14 protein-coding genes are annotated in these 22,190 nt (G+C 40.8%); 7 read left to right on the top strand and 7 right to left on the bottom strand.

The window, feature by feature from the left end; translation table 11 throughout:
• Nucleotides 1-573: 573 nt before the first annotated feature.
• Entirely contained in the window at nt 574-3,576 is a 3,003-nt protein-coding gene (locus Q4574_RS13005) for a TonB-dependent receptor (RefSeq protein ID WP_303474571.1), read from the top strand.
• 474 nt (nt 3,577-4,050) lie between these two features.
• Here the strand turns inward: Q4574_RS13005 and Q4574_RS13000 are convergent, their stop codons facing one another.
• The 7 genes from Q4574_RS13000 to manD all read right to left on the bottom strand — a co-directional run bounded on the left by Q4574_RS13000 (nt 4,051) and on the right by manD (nt 15,762).
• Nucleotides 4,051-5,025, bottom strand: a complete 975-nt coding sequence (locus tag Q4574_RS13000) for a leucine-rich repeat domain-containing protein (protein ID WP_303474570.1) — start codon at nt 5,023-5,025, stop codon at nt 4,051-4,053.
• 192 nt (nt 5,026-5,217) lie between these two features.
• The gene (locus Q4574_RS12995) at nt 5,218-8,190 is read right to left on the bottom strand and encodes a TonB-dependent receptor (protein WP_303474569.1); all 2,973 of its coding nucleotides are present in this window, start codon (nt 8,188-8,190) and stop codon (nt 5,218-5,220) included.
• A gap of 601 nt (nt 8,191-8,791) precedes the next feature.
• On the bottom strand, nt 8,792-10,612 hold the full coding sequence (locus Q4574_RS12990) for a DUF885 family protein (protein ID WP_303474568.1): 1,821 nt from the start codon (nt 10,610-10,612) through the stop codon (nt 8,792-8,794).
• Between the two features lie 84 nt (nt 10,613-10,696).
• A complete protein-coding gene (locus tag Q4574_RS12985; RefSeq protein WP_303474567.1) occupies nt 10,697-11,530 on the bottom strand; it encodes a hypothetical protein in 834 nt (277 codons plus the stop codon).
• Nucleotides 11,531-11,580: 50 nt separating this feature from the next.
• Nucleotides 11,581-13,344, bottom strand: a complete 1,764-nt coding sequence (locus Q4574_RS12980) for a transporter (RefSeq protein ID WP_303474566.1) — start codon at nt 13,342-13,344, stop codon at nt 11,581-11,583.
• A gap of 11 nt (nt 13,345-13,355) precedes the next feature.
• The gene (locus Q4574_RS12975) at nt 13,356-14,495 is read right to left on the bottom strand and encodes a Gfo/Idh/MocA family protein (RefSeq protein ID WP_303474565.1); all 1,140 of its coding nucleotides are present in this window, start codon (nt 14,493-14,495) and stop codon (nt 13,356-13,358) included.
• Nucleotides 14,496-14,544: 49 nt separating this feature from the next.
• A complete protein-coding gene (gene manD, locus Q4574_RS12970) occupies nt 14,545-15,762 on the bottom strand; it encodes a D-mannonate dehydratase ManD (protein ID WP_303474564.1) in 1,218 nt (405 codons plus the stop codon).
• 113 nt (nt 15,763-15,875) lie between these two features.
• On the opposite strand from manD, the gene Q4574_RS12965 reads away from it, so the two are divergent.
• The 6 genes from Q4574_RS12965 (at nt 15,876) to Q4574_RS12940 (ending at nt 22,151) form a co-directional block, all read left to right on the top strand.
• Nucleotides 15,876-16,880, top strand: a complete 1,005-nt coding sequence (locus Q4574_RS12965) for a LacI family DNA-binding transcriptional regulator (RefSeq protein ID WP_303474563.1) — start codon at nt 15,876-15,878, stop codon at nt 16,878-16,880.
• Nucleotides 16,881-17,438: 558 nt separating this feature from the next.
• A complete protein-coding gene (locus Q4574_RS12960; protein WP_303474562.1) occupies nt 17,439-17,690 on the top strand; it encodes a type II toxin-antitoxin system ParD family antitoxin in 252 nt (83 codons plus the stop codon).
• On the top strand, nt 17,683-17,964 hold the full coding sequence (locus tag Q4574_RS12955; RefSeq protein WP_303474561.1) for a type II toxin-antitoxin system RelE/ParE family toxin: 282 nt from the start codon (nt 17,683-17,685) through the stop codon (nt 17,962-17,964). The genes Q4574_RS12960 and Q4574_RS12955 overlap by 8 nt, the downstream gene beginning before the upstream one ends.
• Nucleotides 17,965-18,245: 281 nt before the next feature.
• Nucleotides 18,246-20,477 (top strand): hypothetical protein, encoded by a 2,232-nt coding sequence (locus Q4574_RS12950; protein ID WP_303474560.1) that lies wholly within the window; start codon nt 18,246-18,248, stop codon nt 20,475-20,477.
• A gap of 64 nt (nt 20,478-20,541) precedes the next feature.
• Nucleotides 20,542-21,198, top strand: coding sequence for a hypothetical protein (locus tag Q4574_RS12945; protein WP_303474559.1), 657 nt, complete (start codon nt 20,542-20,544; stop codon nt 21,196-21,198).
• On the top strand, nt 21,198-22,151 hold the full coding sequence (locus Q4574_RS12940) for a hypothetical protein (protein WP_303474558.1): 954 nt from the start codon (nt 21,198-21,200) through the stop codon (nt 22,149-22,151). Before Q4574_RS12945 ends, Q4574_RS12940 begins: the two co-directional genes overlap by 1 nt.
• The last annotated feature ends 39 nt before the right edge of the window (nt 22,152-22,190 follow it).

Genomic DNA, 22,190 nt, shown 5'->3' with positions numbered 1-22,190 from the left:
ATTTAACTCAGATTTACACCTTTGACAGTTTCTTAGCCTAACCGTCATGTGCATGCTTGACACATTTTAATGTGTGTCTATTTCCATTTTAGCAAGTTGCGTGATTGTGAAAATCGAAAATCAAAGTATCCAATAATAGTAAATTGGTCAACCAATATATTAGCTGGGTTACAGATTTTTAATCATTTTTCGATTCTTTTTAACACAATTAGTCAGGATGAAATTCATTTCATCAACAAAGGCTAATGACTAAAAAGTACACTTTTAAAGTTATTCAAGTCGTTGTTATATATAGATTAAAAGTTGAATTATCAGTATATTTTAAACTTTGGTAACTAAATTTCCACCTTTGGTTAGACCAATACTTTAAATATTTGTTAAATTATTTATTACCAAAAGGTTGACCTTTACGAAATTACTTGTAAGTATTACGTAAATTATTTGTAAGTCTTGGGCCTTTTTGATGTAAACGAATAAGTTTGTGTAAATTTTTATCTAAACTATATTCCAATAAGAAGACACTCAATTGTTATAAATAAGTTAAAACACACATAAAACTCACAGGAACAATATATGCAACACAGATTATCGAAAATTACTTTGGCGATGCTTTCAGCAACCGCGCTAAATATGTCCGCATCTGCTCTTGCACAAGATGCTCAAGCAAATGCAGATGACGACTACGAAGTTATTCAAGTAACAGGTATTCGCAGCTCACTAACTAGTGCCTTAGCAGAAAAGCGTGAATCTAATAACCTCGTTGAAGTCATTGAAGCGGTTGATATTGGTAAGTTACCTGACCAAAACTTGGCGGAAGTATTAGAAAACGTAACTGGTATTCAAATCACCAGAACCGCAGGTGTAGGTACAGGTGTTCAAATCCGTGGTACAAACTCTAACCGAACAGAAATTAACGGTGTGTCAACTGTGGGTTCTGGTGCGGGACGAAGTGGTATTAGCTTTGAAGACGTTTCAGCTGGCATTATTGCTGGTGTTGAGGTGACTAAGTCGCCTGAAGCTAAAACAATTGAAGGATCTGTGGGTGGTACTGTAAACCTTAAAACAATACGTCCACTGCAATTAAACGACACCCTAATTTCCGTGCGAGTGCAAGGTGAAAATAGTAGTCTGTCTACCGACAGTACTTTTACACCTCGACTATCTGGCACCTTCGGTGACAATTGGGATACTGATAACGGCGAGATTGGTGTTGTAGTCAGTCTTAACTACGCAGAACAAGATGTTACCGCTTTCCGTCCTCGTGCCGACAGAGATAACTCTGTGGCTGCAGATAGCGGTGCAGCAAGTGCGCAAGAATTTGACTTTCTTCCTATTCAATTCTTCGTACAAGATTATGATAACTATGAATATGAATCTACTAATATCGCGGCCACGTTCGAATGGGCGCCAAGAGAAGAGCTGAAGTTGTTCTTTGATGCGGTTATCAACGACCAAGAACGTCGACAAGAAAGCTCAAGAATTCAAGCATCAGGTATTAGTGGCCTTAAAGATCTTGCAGCACCTAGTGAGTTTGAAACCGTTGATTTTGGTTCCTTAGGCGGTCAAGACTTGGGCAGTATCCAAGCGGCGGTTCGCGGCGTTATCCCAATTGACGAAGATGGTTCTGACGGTAACCTACGTTTCTCCGGTGATACCAACTCTCGTTTAACCAAAAGTGAAATCTATCGAATTGGTGGCGAATGGACAGGTGATAACTTTAAAGTCAGTGCAGAGCTATCTTCTTCAAGCTCTGATACAACCACTCCCAGCTTCAATACTACTTTGAACTTTATCAACCCTAACTCTCCGTTAGATGCTGAAGCACTTCTTGCCAATCACTTTGAAAATGAAGCAAATGGTAACGAAGATTTATATGACTCTAACGAAAATGGTACACCCTTTATTTATGATTTGACCGGCAATGCACTTACCTTTGGTGTTGCAACTGGTGAAGCAAACGGTCCTACCTCAGAACAGTTACTTGACCCTGCTAACGTTGTGTTACGTGATGTGGCAATTGGTCAAAACGTTGCAGAAAATAGTGAAGATGCTTTCCGTACGGATTTCACTTATTACCTAGACGGTGTTGTCACCTCAGTTGATGTTGGTTTCCGTTACAGCAAAGTAAACAGTCTTCGTGATGAAATTACCACTAGTGTAGGTTTGCGCGAGTTCGCTGATAGCCCTACAGGTGATTTGTTTGCAGAATTGCTTGTACCTGGTCCAACTAACTTTAACGATGCGGATGGTAGAGAACTTTATGTTCGTGATTTCCTACTTATTGATGCTGAAAGAGTTGCTTCAGACCCAGACGGTGTATTGGATATCTTAAATGACGCCATTGTTGCTAATAATGCAATTACCGGTTCAACTCGTGGTCCAATTAGTTCTCCAACATCAAGTTCAGCTGCTTTCTTCGACATTGAAGAGAAAACAACTGCATTGTATGCACAGGGTAACTTCTCCTATGAAATGTTCCGCGGTAACTTCGGTGTGCGTTATTTAAAAACAGACGTCACTTCAAGAGGTAACTCGGTAACAAACGATGTTGTCACAGCAGTAACAACAGAAAGTGATTATGACTTTGTATTACCACGTATTAACGTTGTAGCTGATGTGCACGATGATGTTGTAGTACGTGCTGGTTGGGGTAAAGATATACGCCGTCCAGATTTCGATGACCTTTCTACCTCTTTTACCTTCTCTACTAGTCCAAACCCTGCGGTTCAGCTTGGTAACCCAGGCTTAGCACCAGAAGAAGTGACGTCATTTGACTTATCAGCAGAATGGTATTTTGCTGAAGCGAGTATGGTAAGTCTTGGCATTTTCCACAAAAAACGTTCAGACCTACACGTGACTCAACAAGATGACCCATATGAAGATCCAGTAACTGGTTTCCGTGATATTACCGATCCTTGTGAACAGGGTGGTATCTTTAACCCTATCGCTGATATCAACGTATTCGGTCCAATTGGTACTGGGGTTTGTGTACCTACTTCACAGAAAATTAATGACACTGGTGAAACGACGCAAAAAGGGATTGAATTTGCCGTTCAATACGACTTGGCTGGTTTCGAAGATGACCTAGGTTGGGCGTCTGGTTTCGGTGTGATTTTCAACTATACCATTCAAGAATTCTCAGGCGGTGAAGCTGAAGATTCAGCAACTAGCCGTGCAAATACAGTGTTTGCATTAACGACTGGTGTTGAGGATATCGATGTTTCAGCAGTACAAGGGTTACTTGATTTGTCTGAAAATTCTTATAACTTTACCTTGTACTATGAAAAGTACGGTTTGTCTGCTCGTATGCGTTACACATGGCGTGAAGGGTATCGTTCAACTGACTTCGGTAGTACTTCTAGTTTACCGTGGGGATTCCCAGTGGTTCAAGAAGACAGAGGACAGCTTAACGCTAGCATAAATTATGATATCAATGAACAATTCAACGTTGGTATTGAAGCTGTGAACATTACTGAATCTGAAGTTGAACAACGTTGTATCAACGAAGGTGCATTGCTTTGTTACCAAGGTTTAACAGACCGCAGAATTACTCTTGGTGCTAGCTACCGCTTCTAAGATAAGTAAATCCTAACTCGGATTGCCGTCAATGGCGGCAATCGGTTTCTAACGAAACCGGAGAGTTAGTTAAGTAATTGATAAAAGCAAACCTTCGGGTTTGCTTTTTTATTTTCTCCTCGTCTTAATTAGCACTCTGAATACCAGAGGCTTTGCTGTCAAAAACTTTGTCATTAGCTATCCTCACTGGGTCATGATTGACGTTACAGTGCAGAGTGCTTCCTTGTTGTGTTGATACTGAATATCTCTGTGCTAGAGAACTATTTCAATGCTTAGTATTGTTTTTTGGAAGAGGGGGAAGGTTAAGCCATGGATAATACGCAAGGGCCTGATAAGATGAGTTTAACAAGTCGTTATTGATTATCGAACTGTTAAGGTAACAAAGGAATGAGTGCCGTAGGGGAAGTATAGGGGCTAGAACGCTTGACTGTGTTTTCAACTGACCCGCCCCTATTGATGTATTTTGGGTTTTAACTAAGGTGCAATGACAGTATAACTTTTAGCAAAGTTAGCAGGTAGAATGACATCACCGGCTTTTAGCATGCTGCCATCGCTAGCTTGCCATTTTACTGCATTACCATTGCCTAACCCCATGGGTAAAACAAAACTGGATAAATCACTGTTAATCTTAAACACATCTTCACCGATAAATTTCAGTCCAGCAGGCAAATCTACATGGCTAAGGCGGTTAGCAAGAAAGGCTTTATGGCCGATGGATTTCAGCCCTGCAGGTAACGATAAATGGGTTAATCGATTGTCTCGAAATGCGCTATCTTCAATGGATATCAGCCCTGATGGTAAATCTACACTGATTAGAAAGTTAACGTTAAATGCACTCTCTTCAATGGTGGTTAAGCCAGCGGGCAAGTTCAACGTGGTGATACGGTTATTTTGAAATGCAAAATCGCCAATGGAGGTAACACTTGCGGGCAAGTCCACAACGATGAGGCTGTTGTCGCGAAATGCACTGCTTTTAACAGACTTTAGCTCAGTTGGCCATGTCACACTAATAATACTATTTGTAGCAAAAACGCTTTGTTCGATAGTTGTCAGCCCTTCAGGCAAATCCACACTGGCAATATTGTTAAATTCAAACGCACCGCTGCCAATGGAGGTGAGCCCATCGGGTAAGTCTATTTTACTGATGCGATTATTCTGAAACGCGAGTTTACCAATAGATGTCAGCCCATCAGGAAAGTCCACCCGAGTTAGGCCGTTACCTTGGAAGACATTATTGCCAATCCCTGTTACTTTTTGTCCATCAAGGATCTTGGGGATCATAATTTCCGCGCGATAATTGTCCCCTTTTACACCAGTTAAAGTAGCTGCTGTAATTATTCCATTGACCACTGTCACATCGTTATCTGTGAGGGTGTAGGTTGTTTGCGATTTAACTGTAAAAGTCGCACACAACATCATTGTCGTTAATATTATTAGACTCATTTTCATATTCTGTGATCTCCCGCTATGCTGTATTCGAAGTGGTTAAAGTTTATTGCGTTTAGGCACATATCAAAAAGACTGAGGACAAGTTGCCGTTTTTCCAAACCACAAAATGTCCAAAATAACTCAATAAGTTTGGTTACATGCCTTTTCGTTTATTTCGATAACTCCATATCTTAATTTTGCTCGGTGAAAGCCTTACCAATGATAGCTAGCACCCACTGTAATACGACGGTCTGTTAAACCTTGGAAACACAATAGCGCCCCTTCACTTACACAAGACTGTTCAACTTCTGACTCTGTTAAGTTCACCGCTTCAATTCCAATGTTTAGCTGTTCAGTTAGGTCATAACTCACACTGGCATTCAGCTGCCCTCTATCTTCTTGAACCACTGGGAATCCCCATGGAAAGCTTGAAGTACTTCCAAAATCCGTTGAACGGTAGGCTTCACGCCACGTATAACGCATACGTGCAGACAGACCATACTTTTCATAGTACAAGGTAAAGTTGTAAGCATTTTCAGATAGATCGATCAATGACTGTTTTGCTGAAACATCAATGTCTTCTATCCCTGTGGATGCTGCAAAAATTGCGTTGGCGCGGCTTGTGGCATTATCAATTGCTTCACCACCTTCGAATTTCTGAATTGTGTAATTAGCTAAAACCCCAAATCCCGATGCCCAACCTAACTCGTCTTCGAAGCCCGAGAGGTCATATTGCACTGCCATTTCAATACCTTTTTGGGTGGTTTCGCCAGTATCATTAATGGTAGTTGACCAAGGAACACACACTCCTACACCAACAGGACCGAATACATTGATATCTGCAATGGGGTTCCAGATGCCACCTTGTTCACATTCAGGGCCGATAATGTCACGGAAACCAGTTACTGGATCTTCATAAGGGTCGTTTTGTTGTCCAACGTGCAAATCTTTACGTGTTTTATGAAAGTAACCAATGCTTACAACACTTGCCTGTGCAAAATACCATTCAGCCGAGATATCAAAAGAGGTCACTTCTTCAGGAACCAAGCCAGGATTACCTACAGTCACGGCAGGGTTAGGGCTAGTAGAATAAGTAACCGAAGTGGATAGATCATCAAAGTCAGGACGGCGTATATCTTTTCCCCAACCGGCACGAAGCACAACATCGTCTGTTATGTCTGCTACAAGATTAATTCTAGGTAATAAAAAATCATAATCACCAACGGTGGTAATTTGCGAAATAGTCAGCTCGCCATTTGCGTCTGTGGTCGTTGAATTACCTGTTGATACCACTTCGGTTTCTAAATAACGCACACCAAAATTACCGCGCATATAATCAGTTGAAAAGTTTGCTTGCAAGTAAATTGCATCAGTGGTTTCTTCGATATCAAAGAATGCGTTTACCGCAGAAGTAGGCGCAGTGACTGGAATTGAGCCTCCATGAGCAGTAACAGCATCATTGAGTATCCGCAATACGTTATCTTGATCAGCCGTTATCATCTCGGGGTTTACCATCAGAAAATCTTTTACAAATAAATCTCGACCATCTGCATCCCCAAAGTTATCGGGACCGGTAGTCAGTATTTCTGCAAAAAGATCACCTGTTGGGCTATCGTCATAACTTCTTAAGTTCACGTTTGCACGAACTTCGTCAGTCATACTGGTTGCTTTACTATGGCGATAGCCAAAATCAAGGGTGGTAAGCACAGACCAGTCTAAATCGTAAACAAAGTCAGCACGAAAGGCGTCTTCGGTGTTTTCAGTGAGATCGCGCGCCGTATCTACGGAACGCAACATATAGTTAGCTGGATCGAGTAAGTCTGCGGTACTAGGTGCATTAGGTTCGTCAAATGCAATACCAAAGGCTAGTGAACCTCCCGTTAAATCGTAAATAAATGGCGTACCATTTTCATTTGAAGAGTTAGTGGCAGCGTTGGGATTGATGAAGTTAAGTGTGGTGTTAATTCGAGGGTTGGTGGTTTCAGAGCTCGACGATGCCAACTCCAGGGTGACCTTAAGGTTTTCACCTTGCCATTCCCCGCCAAGCCTAAATATTTCACTCTTGGTGACCCTTGATATGGTATCACCTGCAAAACGTAGGTTTGGATCAGCACCTCCATCTTCAACGGGAATAACCCCTTTTAAGGCGGCTTGAATACTGCCTAGCTCCTGGCCATCTAAACTACCAAAGTTAACGGTTTCAAATTCACTAGGAACTGATATTCCAATAAGGTCACTTACCCCAGATGCTTGTGCTGAAACACTTTCTGAGTAACGCTCTTGATCATTGATGATGGCATCAAAGTAAAACTTCAAGTCAGAATTGGGAGCCCATTCAAGCGAGCCCGCTAAATTAACCGTTTCATATTCATGGTTATCGTAATCTTGGTTAAGGAATTGAATACCTAAAAAATCAAATTCTTGGGCGTTAACGGTGCCGCCATCTGATCTCACAACGTTGTCTCGATCAACACGTGGGCGAAAAGCAGTGACGTCTTGTTCAGCATAGCTAGCGCTTATTACAACGCCAATTTCTCCTGCATCAAACTCCCAATTATCTCCATAGGTTCCTGATACCCTAGGTTTAACACCGTCGGTCGAAAGGCTACTTGACTCCCCCTGGACTCTAACGGAAGCTAAGGTTTCATTTAGTTGTAATGGACGAATCGTTCTAAGATTGATAGTACCGCCCACAGAACCTTCGATGGTTTTTGCATCGGGGGCTTTTGTGACTTCGACCCCGGCAATAATGGAAGCTGACACATCTTCAAAGTTAATGCCCGTTCTACCCGCGCCAGAACCTACGGTAGAAACCCCATTTATTTCAGTGCGGTTGGCATTAGTTCCTCGAATTTGTACGCCGGTACCCACACCTGCAGAGCGCGTAATTTGTATTCCGGTAATATTCTCAAGCACTTCTGCCAAGTTTTGATCGGGTAATTTACCAATATCTACCGCTTCAATAACTTCAACTAGGTTATTCGATTCACGCTTTTCCAATAGTGCACTAGTTAATGCACTGCGTATTCCACTGACTTGTATTACTTCAAGATCTTCATTGCTTTGCTGTTCCTGTGCACTAATAGTAGGTGCTGACAACATCGCAACTATAGCGGCACTGTAAACTGCGGTATTTGTTCTACGATTTTTAAGTACTGCACTGATTTTATTAAGCTTAGTTTCCATGGGGTCTCCATTAACTTGGTAGTGTCAAATTTACTGTCTATGTCTTAGCATGTTGTAAATAAATTGTTTCAATGACGGAGCCAACCAGTTTGTAGTTTGGAAGCTGAGTGAGCACTGTGTATTCGTTAGTTATACCCATTTCGGCCTCGTAAAAGGTTATCAATCTGATTGTATAGGTAAAAAATAAACCGGTTTACTAAACCGGTTTATTTAATTAAATTAACATATGAATACAGAATGTCAATATTCATTTATCGATAGCTCCAATGAAATAAACTACTTAGAAGTTCATTCTTAAACGTCAATTGATGACGAAAGTAGCGAAATTAATGATTAACAAAGGCATTGATTGTGTGGAATGGACGCTGCGGATTTTCTTAGGATTTTTGAAGTGGAGCGTTATTTATGCGACTAAACAAAGCCTCTGACAAATCGAATGTTGTTGGATACTAATTCAGTCAAAATGAAAGACCTTAAGTAACCGAGGGGCTGCTGGTTTAAGTTTCAATTTGTAACTATAGAAATATCAACAACGGGGTTTTGAGTTTTGTTGATATTTCCATTATTTAAGATGTTTGCAGAATTTTGCCTATATTTATCGCTATTTGGAGGATTTTACCGACTCTATCCAATTGTCGATATTCTCTTCTAACACCGATAACGGTATCGAGCCACTGCCCAGTAAGGTATCGTGAAATGCTTTGATATCAAATTTATCACCTAGTTTACTCTTTGCTCGTTCACGTAATTCAAGCATTTTCAATTGGCCAATTTTATAAGCAAGGGCTTGCCCAGGCCAAGATATATAGCGGTCAATTTCATTAATGATATCTTCTTCACTTTTGGCAGCATTGGCTTTGAAGTAGTCGATAGCTTGTTGTCGAGTCCAACCTTTATAATGGATTCCAGTATCTACCACTAAACGAATGGACCGCCACATATCGTAGGTTAATTGGCCAAAGCGCGAGTATGGGTCTTTGTACAAGCCCAAGTCGTATCCTAAGCGTTCACTATATAATCCCCATCCTTCTACAAATACGGTGAAACCTAAGAAACGACGAAAATTCGGCATATCATCTAATTCCATTTGTAACGCCAATTGTAAATGGTGACCTGGTACCGCTTCATGAACACTCAATACTTCCATTTCATATTTAGGGCGAGTTTCAGGCTGATATAAGTTCACATAGTAATAACCGGCGCGGGAGCCATCAGCTGCAGGCGTATTGTAATATGCAGTAGTTGAGTCTGGGGCCACGGCATCTGGGATTGCTTTTAGTCCATAGGGCATACGGGGAAGTTTGCCAAATAATTTCACAAGCTCAGGGTCAATGCGCTTGCTGATGGCAAGATATGCGTCAAACAATTCTTCTGGAGTTTCATAATAGAACTGAGGATCTGTTCGTAAAAAGGTAATAAATTCTTCAAAGGTTCCGTCAAAGCCGACTTCTTCTATGACTTTATCCATCTCGGCACGATTCCGAGCAACCTCATCTAAGCCTATTTGATGGATTTCATCTGGCGTAAGGTCAGTAGTGGTGAAGTAGCGGACTTTTTGTTCGTACGCAGCTTTGCCATTGGGGGTGTCCCATAAGCCATGACTGGTGCGAGTTGCGGGTAAGTATTTATTTACAAAAAACTGATTAAACTCATAAAATGCAGGAATGATTTTTTCGCCAATAACAGATGCGGCTTGTTGCTGTAAGCGCTTTTGTTCTGCTACCGAGATAGTGTCACTGATATTCGCAAAAGGCTGATAAAAAAGACTTTCTTCGGGAGCGTCTACAAGTTGTTTTTGAATTTGTGCAGGGATCCGCAACATGGTATCCCGGGAAGGCATGACGCCTTCACTTATACCCACTTCCATTAGTTTTTGACTTTGACTTATCAAGGTGGGTATTTTTGTCAATCGTGTCAGCCAATTCTCGTAATCAGCAACAGTCGCTAATGGTATAAAATTGGCCATGTCATCTAATGTTTGGATGCCTTGTGATTGGTCAATGGGAATAAGGTAGGATTTAAATTGATGCTCATCAATCGCCATTTCCAACTGCCATTTAAATAATTGGTAATTGGTTTGTTCACTTGGCGACAACGCTTTTAAATCAATGGTAGTTAGTTTTTTAAGGACGTTACGGTTGTGGGTATCTTCAGCTTTAATGGCAGACAAACTCATATCTTGCCAGCGACTGTTTTGTTGATCATTGCCCAACCCTAAGTAACTAGCATACGCAGGAGAGGTGTCTAAGAAATATTGCCATTCGTCGTCGAATATTTGTTGCAGTTGTTGATGGGCATCAACATTGGAAGATATTGCGGTGTTTTTGGGTTTGTTTAGATCTTCTGTTTTTACTTTATGTCCAGCACATGCGGTCAGTACTAGTACTGTAAATGCCATGCTCAAAATAATGTTAATTCGCATCCTGCTACCCTTTATAAGTATGTTTGTTTTTTAACCATACACGCTTATAAAGGGTTATGACAAGATTCTTGTATGACTATTTAGTTACTCAAGTATCTGTTTTATTTTAGAATTAACCTGGTTGTAGGCAGTTGATTCTATAAAACCTATGGAGAAGGTCTGTGGGGTGGTTAGAAATTTGTCTTTTTCATGACGTCCAAATCCCAATACGGTCATGTATGGTCTGCTGACATAATCATCAGGGTGCTCATCATCCTGATGATTAAGTAGGTAAAGCATTCTGGATGTTTTAACATCACCAAAAGCGAACCATTCAGGTGAGGGAAGGTCACCGATAAAAGATTCATCTATCTGGTGTTGCTGATTATCTACAGAGTTAAACCAGAAATCCGTTTTGTCCATTTCTCCACCGGGCACGCCCTCATATTGTACCCAATATTGATAACCGTTGCTGACTTGTATCATCGTGAAATCACAGCGATCTGGGTAAAAATCCCATTGTCCCTGCCATTTGCCATTGTCTGAGGTAAAGGTGATACGAACGTGCTTATCACTTTCAATTTCCACAACGGATGATGCTGGATCTGTTCCCGCGTTCATGGCATGAAAATAATTACCGTCTTGTTTATGGATAGCATTGGGAAAGCCGCGATACTCACCCTTCCAACCAGAGCCTTTTTCATTATGGAAGCCTATCCAATCTACGCCATCGTTATCCAACATACTGGATAGACCGCCGCCTTGTTTTTCAAGATAAAAGGTGGCGTTTGCAATATTGACTATATAGGCTTCCAGTCCGCCTGCAGACTCATCGATGCCATGGGATAAGGTTACTGCCTTTTCGTCGTTGCTTGGCGCGCACGCTGCGATCAGTAAAATAAATCCCACCACATAAAGGTATTTAAACTTTGAAAACATAGAGTTTACTCGTGTAATAAGAGGTTAAAAATACAAGCAAGATGCACCGCTTATGCGGTGCTTAGAGCTTTTTTAGGATTTGCGCTTCTTTTCAATAGAAAACCGACGGCTAGAATGGTCAGTGCACAGCCAACAAAGACTAACCTTCCCCACATTGGGTTTGGTATCAACATCATCGCAAATACACCCACTCCCATGTACATCACCATAGAACCGAGTTTGCTTCGTTGTTGGCGGTCGAATTCATCTTGTTCAAAGTCAGCAATAAACGGAGTGTCAAGATCTTTGAAGAAAAACTCCCTTTCAGCGATATGCTGATCTTTTTGTTCTGAATAAAACAAACTGGATAAACAGAAGAAGCTTGCCGTGATAAGTAGGTGTCCGCCGATAGTGATCATCAAATTAATATCGATGGATTCACGACGGGTGAACTCTTGTTCCATGCCTATCAAATCAGCCAAAACTTGTGGCGTGAAGATATTTGCAGCAAACCATGACACGAACAAACCCACTATCACGGTTGCCCATGGGGCCCATTGTGGTGTCTTTTTGATAAACAAACCAAAAATAAGGGGAATGAGCAAGGGAACTTGGATCATAGTCGACACATTCATCATCAAATCGAACAAGCTTAGTTCTTTTAAAGACTTGAAGAATAAGGCCACGGCGATTACTAAAATACCACTGATAAAACTGACAATTTGACTGATGGTAAGCATGTGCTTATCGCTGACATCTTTATTTCTTTTGGTCAAAAAGGGTTGGTAAATACTGCGCACAAATATGCCTGAGTTTTTATTCAAAGCAGAGTCCATAGAAGACATGGTGGCGGCAAACAAACCGGCTAGTAAAAGTCCAACTGTGCCTACTGGCATAGCATTGCGGGTAAATACCAAATACACCGCATCGGCGGCTTTGTTGCCTAATTCAGGATAAGCCGCTGCTGCATCTGGATACAAAGTGGCAGAAGCCCAAGGTGGTATAAACCAAATAATACTGCCTACGCCCATCAGCACCATTGCTAACAACGCAGCTTTACGGGCATTATCGGAATCTTTTGCGTTTAGAAAGCGAAATGAATCATGCATGTTCATTATGGTGATCATCTGCTTAGCCAGGAAAAATACGAAAGTAGCGACTAAAATAATGCCGTAGTTCATATCTGGTCCCATCACAAAATCTACCGGGAAGTTTTCTATCATCGCTGTTGGCCCGCCCACATTAATCAGGGCAATGATGGCGCAGGCAACAGAAATAACGGCGACCACTAAGGTTTGCACGAAGTCGGAAGCCACTACTCCCCAAGCACCAGACAATACTGATACAAATAGTACCGTTAAGCCAGTGGCGATAATGGTGGTACTCACATCCGCGTCAAAAACAACACTAGTAAATACCCCCAAGGCATTGAGCCAAACACCTGCATTAATAAAACTAAAAGCAATGAGTGCCCACGAGAAAAACAATTCGTTTTGGTGACCAAAGCGGCGTTTTATGCCTTCAGTAGGGGTGTCTACGCGCATTTGACGAAAACGCGCAGCAAAAAAGGCCCAGCCGCAAAAATATGCAAAGGTATTAGCAAAAAATACTAAACTTATGGAAAAACCATCGGTGAAGGCTTTACCGGCTCCACCGGTGAATGTCCATGCGGAGAACTGCGCCATAAACGCAGTTGAACCAACCATCCACCAAAGCATACGACCGCCGCCACGAAAGTAATCACTAGTTGAGTTTGCCGCCATTTTTTTAAACGCAAAGCCAATTCCGATGACCAAGGTAAAATAGCCGGCAATAACAATATATTCATATAACATGAGTAAGCCTTTTATTGCAGATGACTAACGTCAACCCAATTGTCATTTTTACGGATTAAATCGATCAGTTGTTGATATTGGCTGCCTTCTTTAAATGTTTGATAAGGGGCAACCTTTTCACCTTTAATGTCGTTTAACAATTCTCTGATGAGGTAGCGCCAATTCTTTTCAGTGTCACCTTCGGCATCAGGCACGTTATTGGCTATGTCTTCTGGCAACGCAAGCTCTTGCCATCCATTTTCTTTGTCGTGGACGTACAAGGGGCCACTTGCATAATGGCCTTTAATATAAATAGCTCCTTCACTGCCATAGATCACAACGTGATCTTCGTTGAAACGAGGATGTAACCCACCGTGTTTAAATAATACTGATACCGGATTTTTAGCCATCTCACTTTCAATTTGTGCCAGCACGGTATAAGTCCATTCTACATTTGACTCACCCCATTTTAGATCTGGATCATTTAGATCGCTGGGGATGAAATCACGACGCTTTTTGAAGTTATGCACACCTTCAACGATCGGCGCTTTGACCAAGTCATCCCGTACTTCGCCCATAATGGATAGGATTTTTTCGCCAACAATAGAAGTCACAATTGACAGTTTATGGGTGAAGTTGTTGTTTAACCGTCCGCCACCATGCTCTTTTCTGTGTGACCAACCAAAGGGAATGTCTCGTTCTAAATTGAAGTGGGATATGCATTCAACTTCCAAAGGTTCACCGATAGCGCCAGCTTCAACTAAGCGTTTGGCATGGATCACATCAGGCATATAGCGAAAACTTGCTGCAAAGGCCGTTTTAACGTTTTTGGCAACGGCTAAATCGTATAATTGTTTGGAGGTTTCACCACTTTCAGTTAAGGGTTTATCACAGAATACGTGGCAACCATTTTCAATTGCAGCTGTTATTGCTTCAACGTGAGCGCCTCCTGGGGTGGCAATAGACACCACATCGGGTTGACAATCTTGCAGAGCTTTTTGCCAGTCTGTGCCGGCATAAGGGATGTTCATGTCTTTGGCGACTTGCTCAACGACACTTTGCGTTCTGCCAACGATCCCAACCACTTCAGCACCCATATCTCTAAATGCTTCTGCATGCCCTTGACCCGCAAAGCCAGTGCCGAATACTAATACGCTTATCTTTTTGCTCATGTTGTTTCTCCAACCTAACAAAGTTTAAATTCAAAAAAGTAGAACTGAATTACCAGTTCCAAACAGTTCCATCTTCTAGTCGACTAACGGGAAGATAAGAACGCTTATAGGGATATTTACTCGCTTCTTCTTCATCAAACTCAATCCCTAGACCTGGTGCATCACTTACGTATGCCATACCTTGTTCTACTTTAATTTGATGTTTAAAAATTTGCTTTAATTGCTCGTTACCTAGGCCAACGAATTCTTGAATACCAAAGTTAGGTGCCCAAATATTGAGGTGCATATGAGCGGCAAAACAAACTGGCGATAAATCAGGGGCACCATGGGGGGCCGTTTTGACGTTATAAATACTGGCAAAGTCTGCCATGCGTCTCAATGCGGTGATGCCGCCGGCGTGGGTAGCCGCAGCTCGAAGGTAATCAATTAACTGGTTTTGAATTAAATCCTTACAATCCCAAATGGTATTGTAGGTTTCACCAATGGCCAATGGCGTAGTGGTATGCTGTCTGATGACTTTGTAACTGTCTTGATTCTCAGCGATGGATGCATCTTCCAAGAACATTAAATTATACGGTTCTAATAACTTACCCAATCTTGCCGACTCAATGGGGGTTAAGCGACTGTGAACATCATGGAGCAGATGAACATCATTGCCAAAACGTTCTCTGGCCTGAGCAAAAAGATCGACAATCATATTGAAGTATTTTTGTGTGGACCAAGCCTCTTCTGGCGGCAAAGGTCGATTACCCTGTAATTCGTAATAGTCCTTTTTATCGCCCAGTACACCGTAGGTGACATTCAAGCCAGGGACTGCAGATTGCAATCTAACCGCCTTAAACCCTTGATTAATCAACTCTTCGGTTTTATCTAGGGTGTCTTTGATGTCTTCACCACTGGCGTGGGCATAAAGGGTCACAGCTTGTCTGCTCTTGCCACCCAATAACTGATAAACCGGCAAGCCCGCAGCTTTTCCTTTAATGTCCCACAGCGCCATATCTATCGCTGCCACCGCTGCCATGTTCACTGGCCCTTTACGCCAATAAACACCTTTATACAAATACTGCCATATATCCTCGATATCATGGGCATTACGACCAATCAAACAAGGTGCAACATGCTCTTCTAAATAGCTAACCACTGCCATTTCGCGACCATTTAGGGTCGCATCGCCGATACCATGTATGCCTGCATCAGTAATGATTTTCACTGTGACAAAATTTCTGCCAGGATTACAAACAAATACTTTGATTTCTTTAATTTTCAACGGATATTCTCTCTTTGCAGATAAATTTACTAAACCGGTTTAGTTGATTAATTTAGCATAGTATTGCAGTATGTCAACTTTCTATTAACAAATTAAAAAACAGTGATACCTAAATGGCAAAAGTGAAATTAATTGATGTGGCCCGTTTTGCTGGTGTATCAAAAAGTACAGCCTCTCAATTCCTGAATGGCCGCTTTGACTATATGTCGAAAGAAACCCAAGAACGCATTCGCGCAGCCGTGGCTGAGTTGGATTATGTGCCTAATCCCATTGCAAGAAACCTAAAAGCAACAAAGACAAAAACCATAGGGGTAGTGGTAAGAGATATCACCGGATTTTATTCCAGTCGGGTTATTCGTGGGGTAGATGATTATTGCAAAGCCAAGGGGTATAACGCATTGATTTACAATACGGATTTTGATCCAGAGACGGAAGCAAAATCAATCGAGGCTCTGTATCAGTTGCGTGTCGACGGCGTTATTATTGCCTCTTCAGGGAATAACACTCAACTTATTTCAGGATATATCGAGAAAGGTATGCCTATTGTCCACTTTCAAATTGAAAATGATGGGAGTGAGCAGAATATAATTCTATCCGATTATAAAAAGGCCGCTTTTGATGCCACTGAGTACCTTATAAACTTAGGTCACAAACGCATTTGCTTCGTGACTCAAGACTTCAACAATGTCAATTCTAGAATAGATCGTTACCAAGGCTACGCAGAGGCATTGAGCAAGCATGACATTCCACTAGACGATAATTTAGTGCAGCGTTGGGACCGTGAATCTGGTTTTCAGACGGCACCAATAGAGATTATAAAATCTTACGCTCCCACCGCATTTTTTACCCAGCATTTACCCATCACGGTTGAGCTATTGAGAAGTTTAAACCGAGCTAACATATCGGTCCCAGATGATGTTTCATTACTTGGATTTGATGAAGTTCCTATGGCTGAATTCTTCAAAGTGCCCATCACCGTAGTAAAACAAGAGCCTTACAGCATAGGCATTGAAGCGTCGAAGTTGTTATTAAATAATATTGCAAAAGAAACCAATATTTCCCACAAAATATTGATCCCTTGCTCGTTGGAGATACGTGAGTCCTGCAAAAAACTCTAATTTTTTAGTGTAATTTAACAATGGACTTTGCCTAGGTTTCGGTGAATTGCAGCCGTTGGTTCTGATTTAGCCAACCGTCTGCTTAGCATAAGGAAACAGCCGGTGCTTATAAGCTAATTATTTTGAATAAAATGGTTATTTGATTAACTTGTTTGACCGGCAAGTGTCATCCCAACGCGGTTGTGCGCAGTCACTACAAAGTTTATGTATCGATGTTCTCTGTAATCTCTAATGCGTCGTCAACTTCGATGCCCAGATATTAAACCGAACTTTCTAATTTAGAATGGCCGAGAGTATCTTTTTGAATCAATGCTTTTATTGCCAATCGAGTCTGTTCAGTGATTTCAAATTGAACAGGCCATCCCGTTTTTTGCTTCAAAGCTAGTTCTTGACCAACTAGCTCTCCCTTATTCCAAGGCTCGTTTTCTTATAAACGGCAAGTGGGTACATAAGTATTCTCCAGAATTATGAAGGACTGCAGACTGTGAGAATTTAATTGCAATACAAATACCATACATAATACTATTAAATACTACCAATGAGGCTGTGAGGTGAATAATGAGCATGGTTAAAAAGAGCATCACTGTTACTGATAAACAAAATGAGTGGATGCAAAGTCAGTTAAGAAGCGGCGAATACGCTAGTGATAGTGAGTTATTGAGAGACTTAATACGTAAAGAACAACGAAGGAACGAAGAAATTAAAGTTATCAGAGAGGCGTTAATTACCGGTGAAAAAAGTGGCTACTCCACGAAATCAGCTGAACAAATTTTGCAGGAGTTTAAAGAAAAACGCCGCATAAATGTCTGAATATAGGTTAACACTCGCCGCAGAAATGGACCTCGCTGACATTTTAGAATACGGCGAAGTACATTTCGGTACTGAAGCAGCGCTCGGATTTTACGAAGGCTTACTAAGTCTAATCCGTAAAATCGTTAATAATCCTGCTCAATTTGCCCGAATAGATGAGGTCCGCAAAGGATACCGTAGAGCAATTTATCAAACGTATTCCGTCTATTTTATTGAGCGAGAGAATTTCATAGAAATTACGCGAGTGATACGCAAATATCCTATAAAACTGTGACAAAACTGGCTCACAATCATTAGCTGTCTCATCCAAGAGGTGCCGTTCAAGTGATGGTGCCTAAATCTCTGCTTTGTACAAGTCAGTTTTCAAGCGTTCAGCCCCTTGAATCTCGCTTTTACTATAAAGCCAAGCAGAAGAATGCCAGCACTTTCCATGTTAAATTTCTTATCTAGCGATGTCACAATATTAATAAGTGATTCTAATTGTTTATTTTTGTTGAATAATTAAACGATTTTTGACATGGTAAAAAGATAAACTGATGTCTTTAGGGATAGTGAGTGCACCGTTTATATATAATTTGTCTTGCATTAATGCTTGTTTCTTCAACATTTGCTTCAGATGTATTGATATCAGCAGGCTCTAGCGAAGGGCAAGGTTTCTTGTATGAGCACGAAGATATCTGCTACGTTGTCACACCTTTTCATGTAGTTAAAGACTCCAGTGAACCCTCAGTCCTTACTGCCGAGAATATTAGTTATCGGGCAGAACTTCTCACAGAGTTTGAAACAGAGTTTGAATTCGACTTAGCGTTATTGTCATTGATTGATAAACCAAACATCTGTCATTTGTCTACTTTCCGAAAGCACGAAAAATTAACCCAGCTCCTCAATATATTAGAAGAAGGTATATTGAAAACGAAATTAGAAGATGGCAGTACCCAGCAGGTGCTTGTTAATATAATAGGGGTAGAAAATACAACTGCTCTCGGTATTCGCTCTGCACTGAACTCTGACACACTTAAGCAGGGTTTTAGCGGGAGTCTATTATACATTGCTAATTTACCGGCGGGAATTCTATATGAAATAGAAGACGACGTTGGGTACGTATATAGGTACGATGTTGTTAGTTCATTGCTAGATGATTATTTCTATCCGAACGGTGTACCAACTGATGGCAATGAAGGCTTAGTCATTGGTAAAACCACGCTTCAAAGTACATTTGCAAAAGGCCAAACAAAGGAATATACCTTTGACGGTCAAGCAAATAGCGCTATTGAGCTTGAAAACCTCAAAACCGATAAACGCGTCGACTACAGGCTAGCAATACTAGACGAAAATGGTATTCAAAAAGCTGGTTGGGACATAGGATCCGGAAGACACTCTCGCTTTGCATTTACACCTCTAACGACCGGCTCTTACACCATTCGTCTTACTGGAACTAACTACAGCGGAAACTATAAGATTAAACTTCATCAGTGGTCTATCAACTCAGACTTACGTGGAGAAGCCAATTTATTAGATAAAGGGGATGCAATAAACGGCCGATTTGCCATTGGGAGTATCGCTGAATATCGTTTTAGAGCTCAAGAAAATAGTCCTATCATTCTTAAAAACTACAAAACTGATAAACGGGTCGATTTCAAATTACAGATAGTCAACGAACGTGGAAAAACCCTAAAACAATGGGACATTGGCTCAGGTAGAGCTGTCAATTTACCTTTCACTCCGCCTAAATCGGGTCTTTATACCGTTCGCTTAGTTGCTAACAACTATCACGGCTTATTCAATATAGGACTGAATCAATGGGCGTTAAATTCTGATTTACGCGGAGACGCTAATAAGGTCAACGTTGGCGATACAATTCAAGGTCAGTTTGCGGAAGGTAGCATCGCCGAATACTCGTTGGAAGCAAGAGAAAATAGCGCTATTGTATTTGACAATTTAACGACACAACAACGTGTTGATTTCAAATTTCAGATAATCAACGAACGTGGAAAAACCCTAAAACAATGGGACATTGGCTCAGGTAGAGCTGTCAATTTACCTTTCACTCCGCCTAAATCGGGTCTTTATACCGTTCGCTTAGTTGCTAACAACTATCACGGCTTATTCAATATAGGACTCAATCAATGGGCGTTAAATTCTGATTTACGCGGAGACGCTAATAAGGTCAACGTTGGCGATACAATTCAAGGTCAGTTTGCGGAAGGTAGCATCGCCGAATACCAGTTGGAAGCAAGAGAAAACAGCCCAATTGTATTTGAGAGTTTGGCCGCAGCGCAGCGAGTATTCTTTACCCTCGCCATTATTGATAAACAAGGAAAGACTTTAAGACAATGGGAAATTAGCACACGTAAAAACGCCAATTTACCTTTCACACCACCCAAGTCGGGTTTATACACGGTCCGTTTGACAGCAACTAAAGGCTATGGAGAGTTCAATATAGGACTCAATCAATGGGCATTAAATTCGGACTTACGCGGAGACGCTAATAAGGTCAAGGTTGGCGATATAATTCAGGGTCAGTTTGCGGAAGGTAGCATCGCGGAATACCAGTTGGAAGCAAGAGAAAACAGCCCAATTGTATTTGAGAGTTTGGCCGCAGCGCAGCGAGTATTCTTTACCCTCGCCATTATTGATAAACAAGGAAAGACTTTAAGACAATGGGAAATTAGCACACGTAAAAACGCCAATTTACCTTTCACGCCACCCAAGTCGGCTTTATACACCGTTCGTTTAATAGCTACTGGAAATTACGGTCCATTTCATTTATTGGTTTCGCAACCTTAATGAAAATGCGTCTTATAATAATTCTTTAGCTTGAGATTGACGTTAAAACTCAAAGGTTACATTTATGATTATAAAATGCTTTCTATTCATGTGTCTGCTCGCTGCAAATTCAGCACTGGCACAGAACGTAATAAACATAAGCGACTTTTCTGAATCATTAAGCAAAAAGGTCAAGGTATCAGGTACTTTTCTCAAAGGCATTCAATACGAATCAGCTGACGATGAAAAATTTCTGAGCGTTAAGCTGATAAGTGGAATACAAGGGCTTTTGTGTATCTCAATTACAAGTAAAGATGGAAAATACAAAGCCTCTATGTCACATGAGATAGATGGAAAAATATCTGGTTTTACTAGAATAGTTTACCAATCTAAATTTATGGATGAATTGCAAGAATACGATTCTAACAGCTTGGCAGTACTCGCTAGTGTCGCAGGTTCTTGTGAATCCACTGACAAGCGTTATTTTATATCTACTTGGACAGATTCAGTAGCGAAAAGTAATGTCGTAATGTTGATTCGGAGTAACGCTAGAAGAGACAGTGTTTCGGTTGGTGACACGGGTAAGTCATTCAAATGTGAGAAAATTAATAGTCCATCTAACGTATCATATGACAAAAAATGCGTATTAGAAAATACAGATTTAACAAGCATTAACAAATTAGTCGTCAAACGGAAGAAATATATAAAAATCCCTGACGAAACCATATTATTGGCAATGTAATGGCTAAAAAGAAAACAGCTAATTCTAAAACTAAAAGCTCATTTGCTTTTTATATACGTAAATTTTTACTTAGTATTTTTTTCGTATCCGAAGACATTCCATATTCTGCTAACGAATTTGCTGAAAAAGCTCAAGGTAGAATTATCTTTATATTTTTAAGTCTGTTCTGGCTTATTTTGATCGGGATAATTGTAGTTTCAGTACTATTTTTTACGGAAAAAAACACCTTATTTTCTGTATCTGCTAGAGCTGAACTTATAGAAGTGATGCCGTTCGAAGATGTCGCTTACCCAATTTGGAGAGTCGAAAAGGCAAAAATTGCATTTGACTGTGGCAATGACTATAAAGAAATGTCTGGGTTGGTTCAAGTCTCAGGTAGTTCTTCTATCGAGTTCACACGACTAAGTACAGGCACGCTAGAAATTAATTTAGATTCAATCGATGAACCTACTACTGGCTCAATTACAAACGATAACGGCCAGGTAACTGAGTTCACTGATTGTGCAACCTTAATTTTGAATCCCTCTAAAGAGTCTGCGGTTACCTTACCAATTGATGGCATTGTAAGAGTAGGTGGCTCTATTAAAGAAGAAGTTTCTGTGTTTCCAATTATGTACTCAGGACAAGTGCAAATTGCTGACAAAGCTGCCCTCTCGCAGAATTACTATTTGGCGGAGATTTTCGATTTGAAAATGGGAGAACAATTTTCAATTTTAAAACCTTCTACACAAAGTTCTGGGTTCATATATGCGAATGAAGAGAAAGGTTTGTACATTAATTTCAGCGGTAAGGGTGAATCAGGACAAATATACAGATATAAAGCCGAACCTATTCAAATCGAAAATAATTTTTGGGCAAAACTATATAACGACGAAACCTTGGTGTTCTTATGGCTGTTGGTCGTTACTATATATACATTTATAAAAGTTGCTATTCGTTACAACATTGAGTAATTGATTTAATCAATGAAAAGCACCTATTGTTGAATTTAA

The organism is Aliiglaciecola sp. 3_MG-2023, from assembly GCF_030548205.1.
GTDB lineage: Bacteria > Pseudomonadota > Gammaproteobacteria > Enterobacterales > Alteromonadaceae > Aliiglaciecola.
Note: the sequence above shows the minus strand (reverse complement) of the source record. Positions and strands in the feature narration are given on the sequence as shown.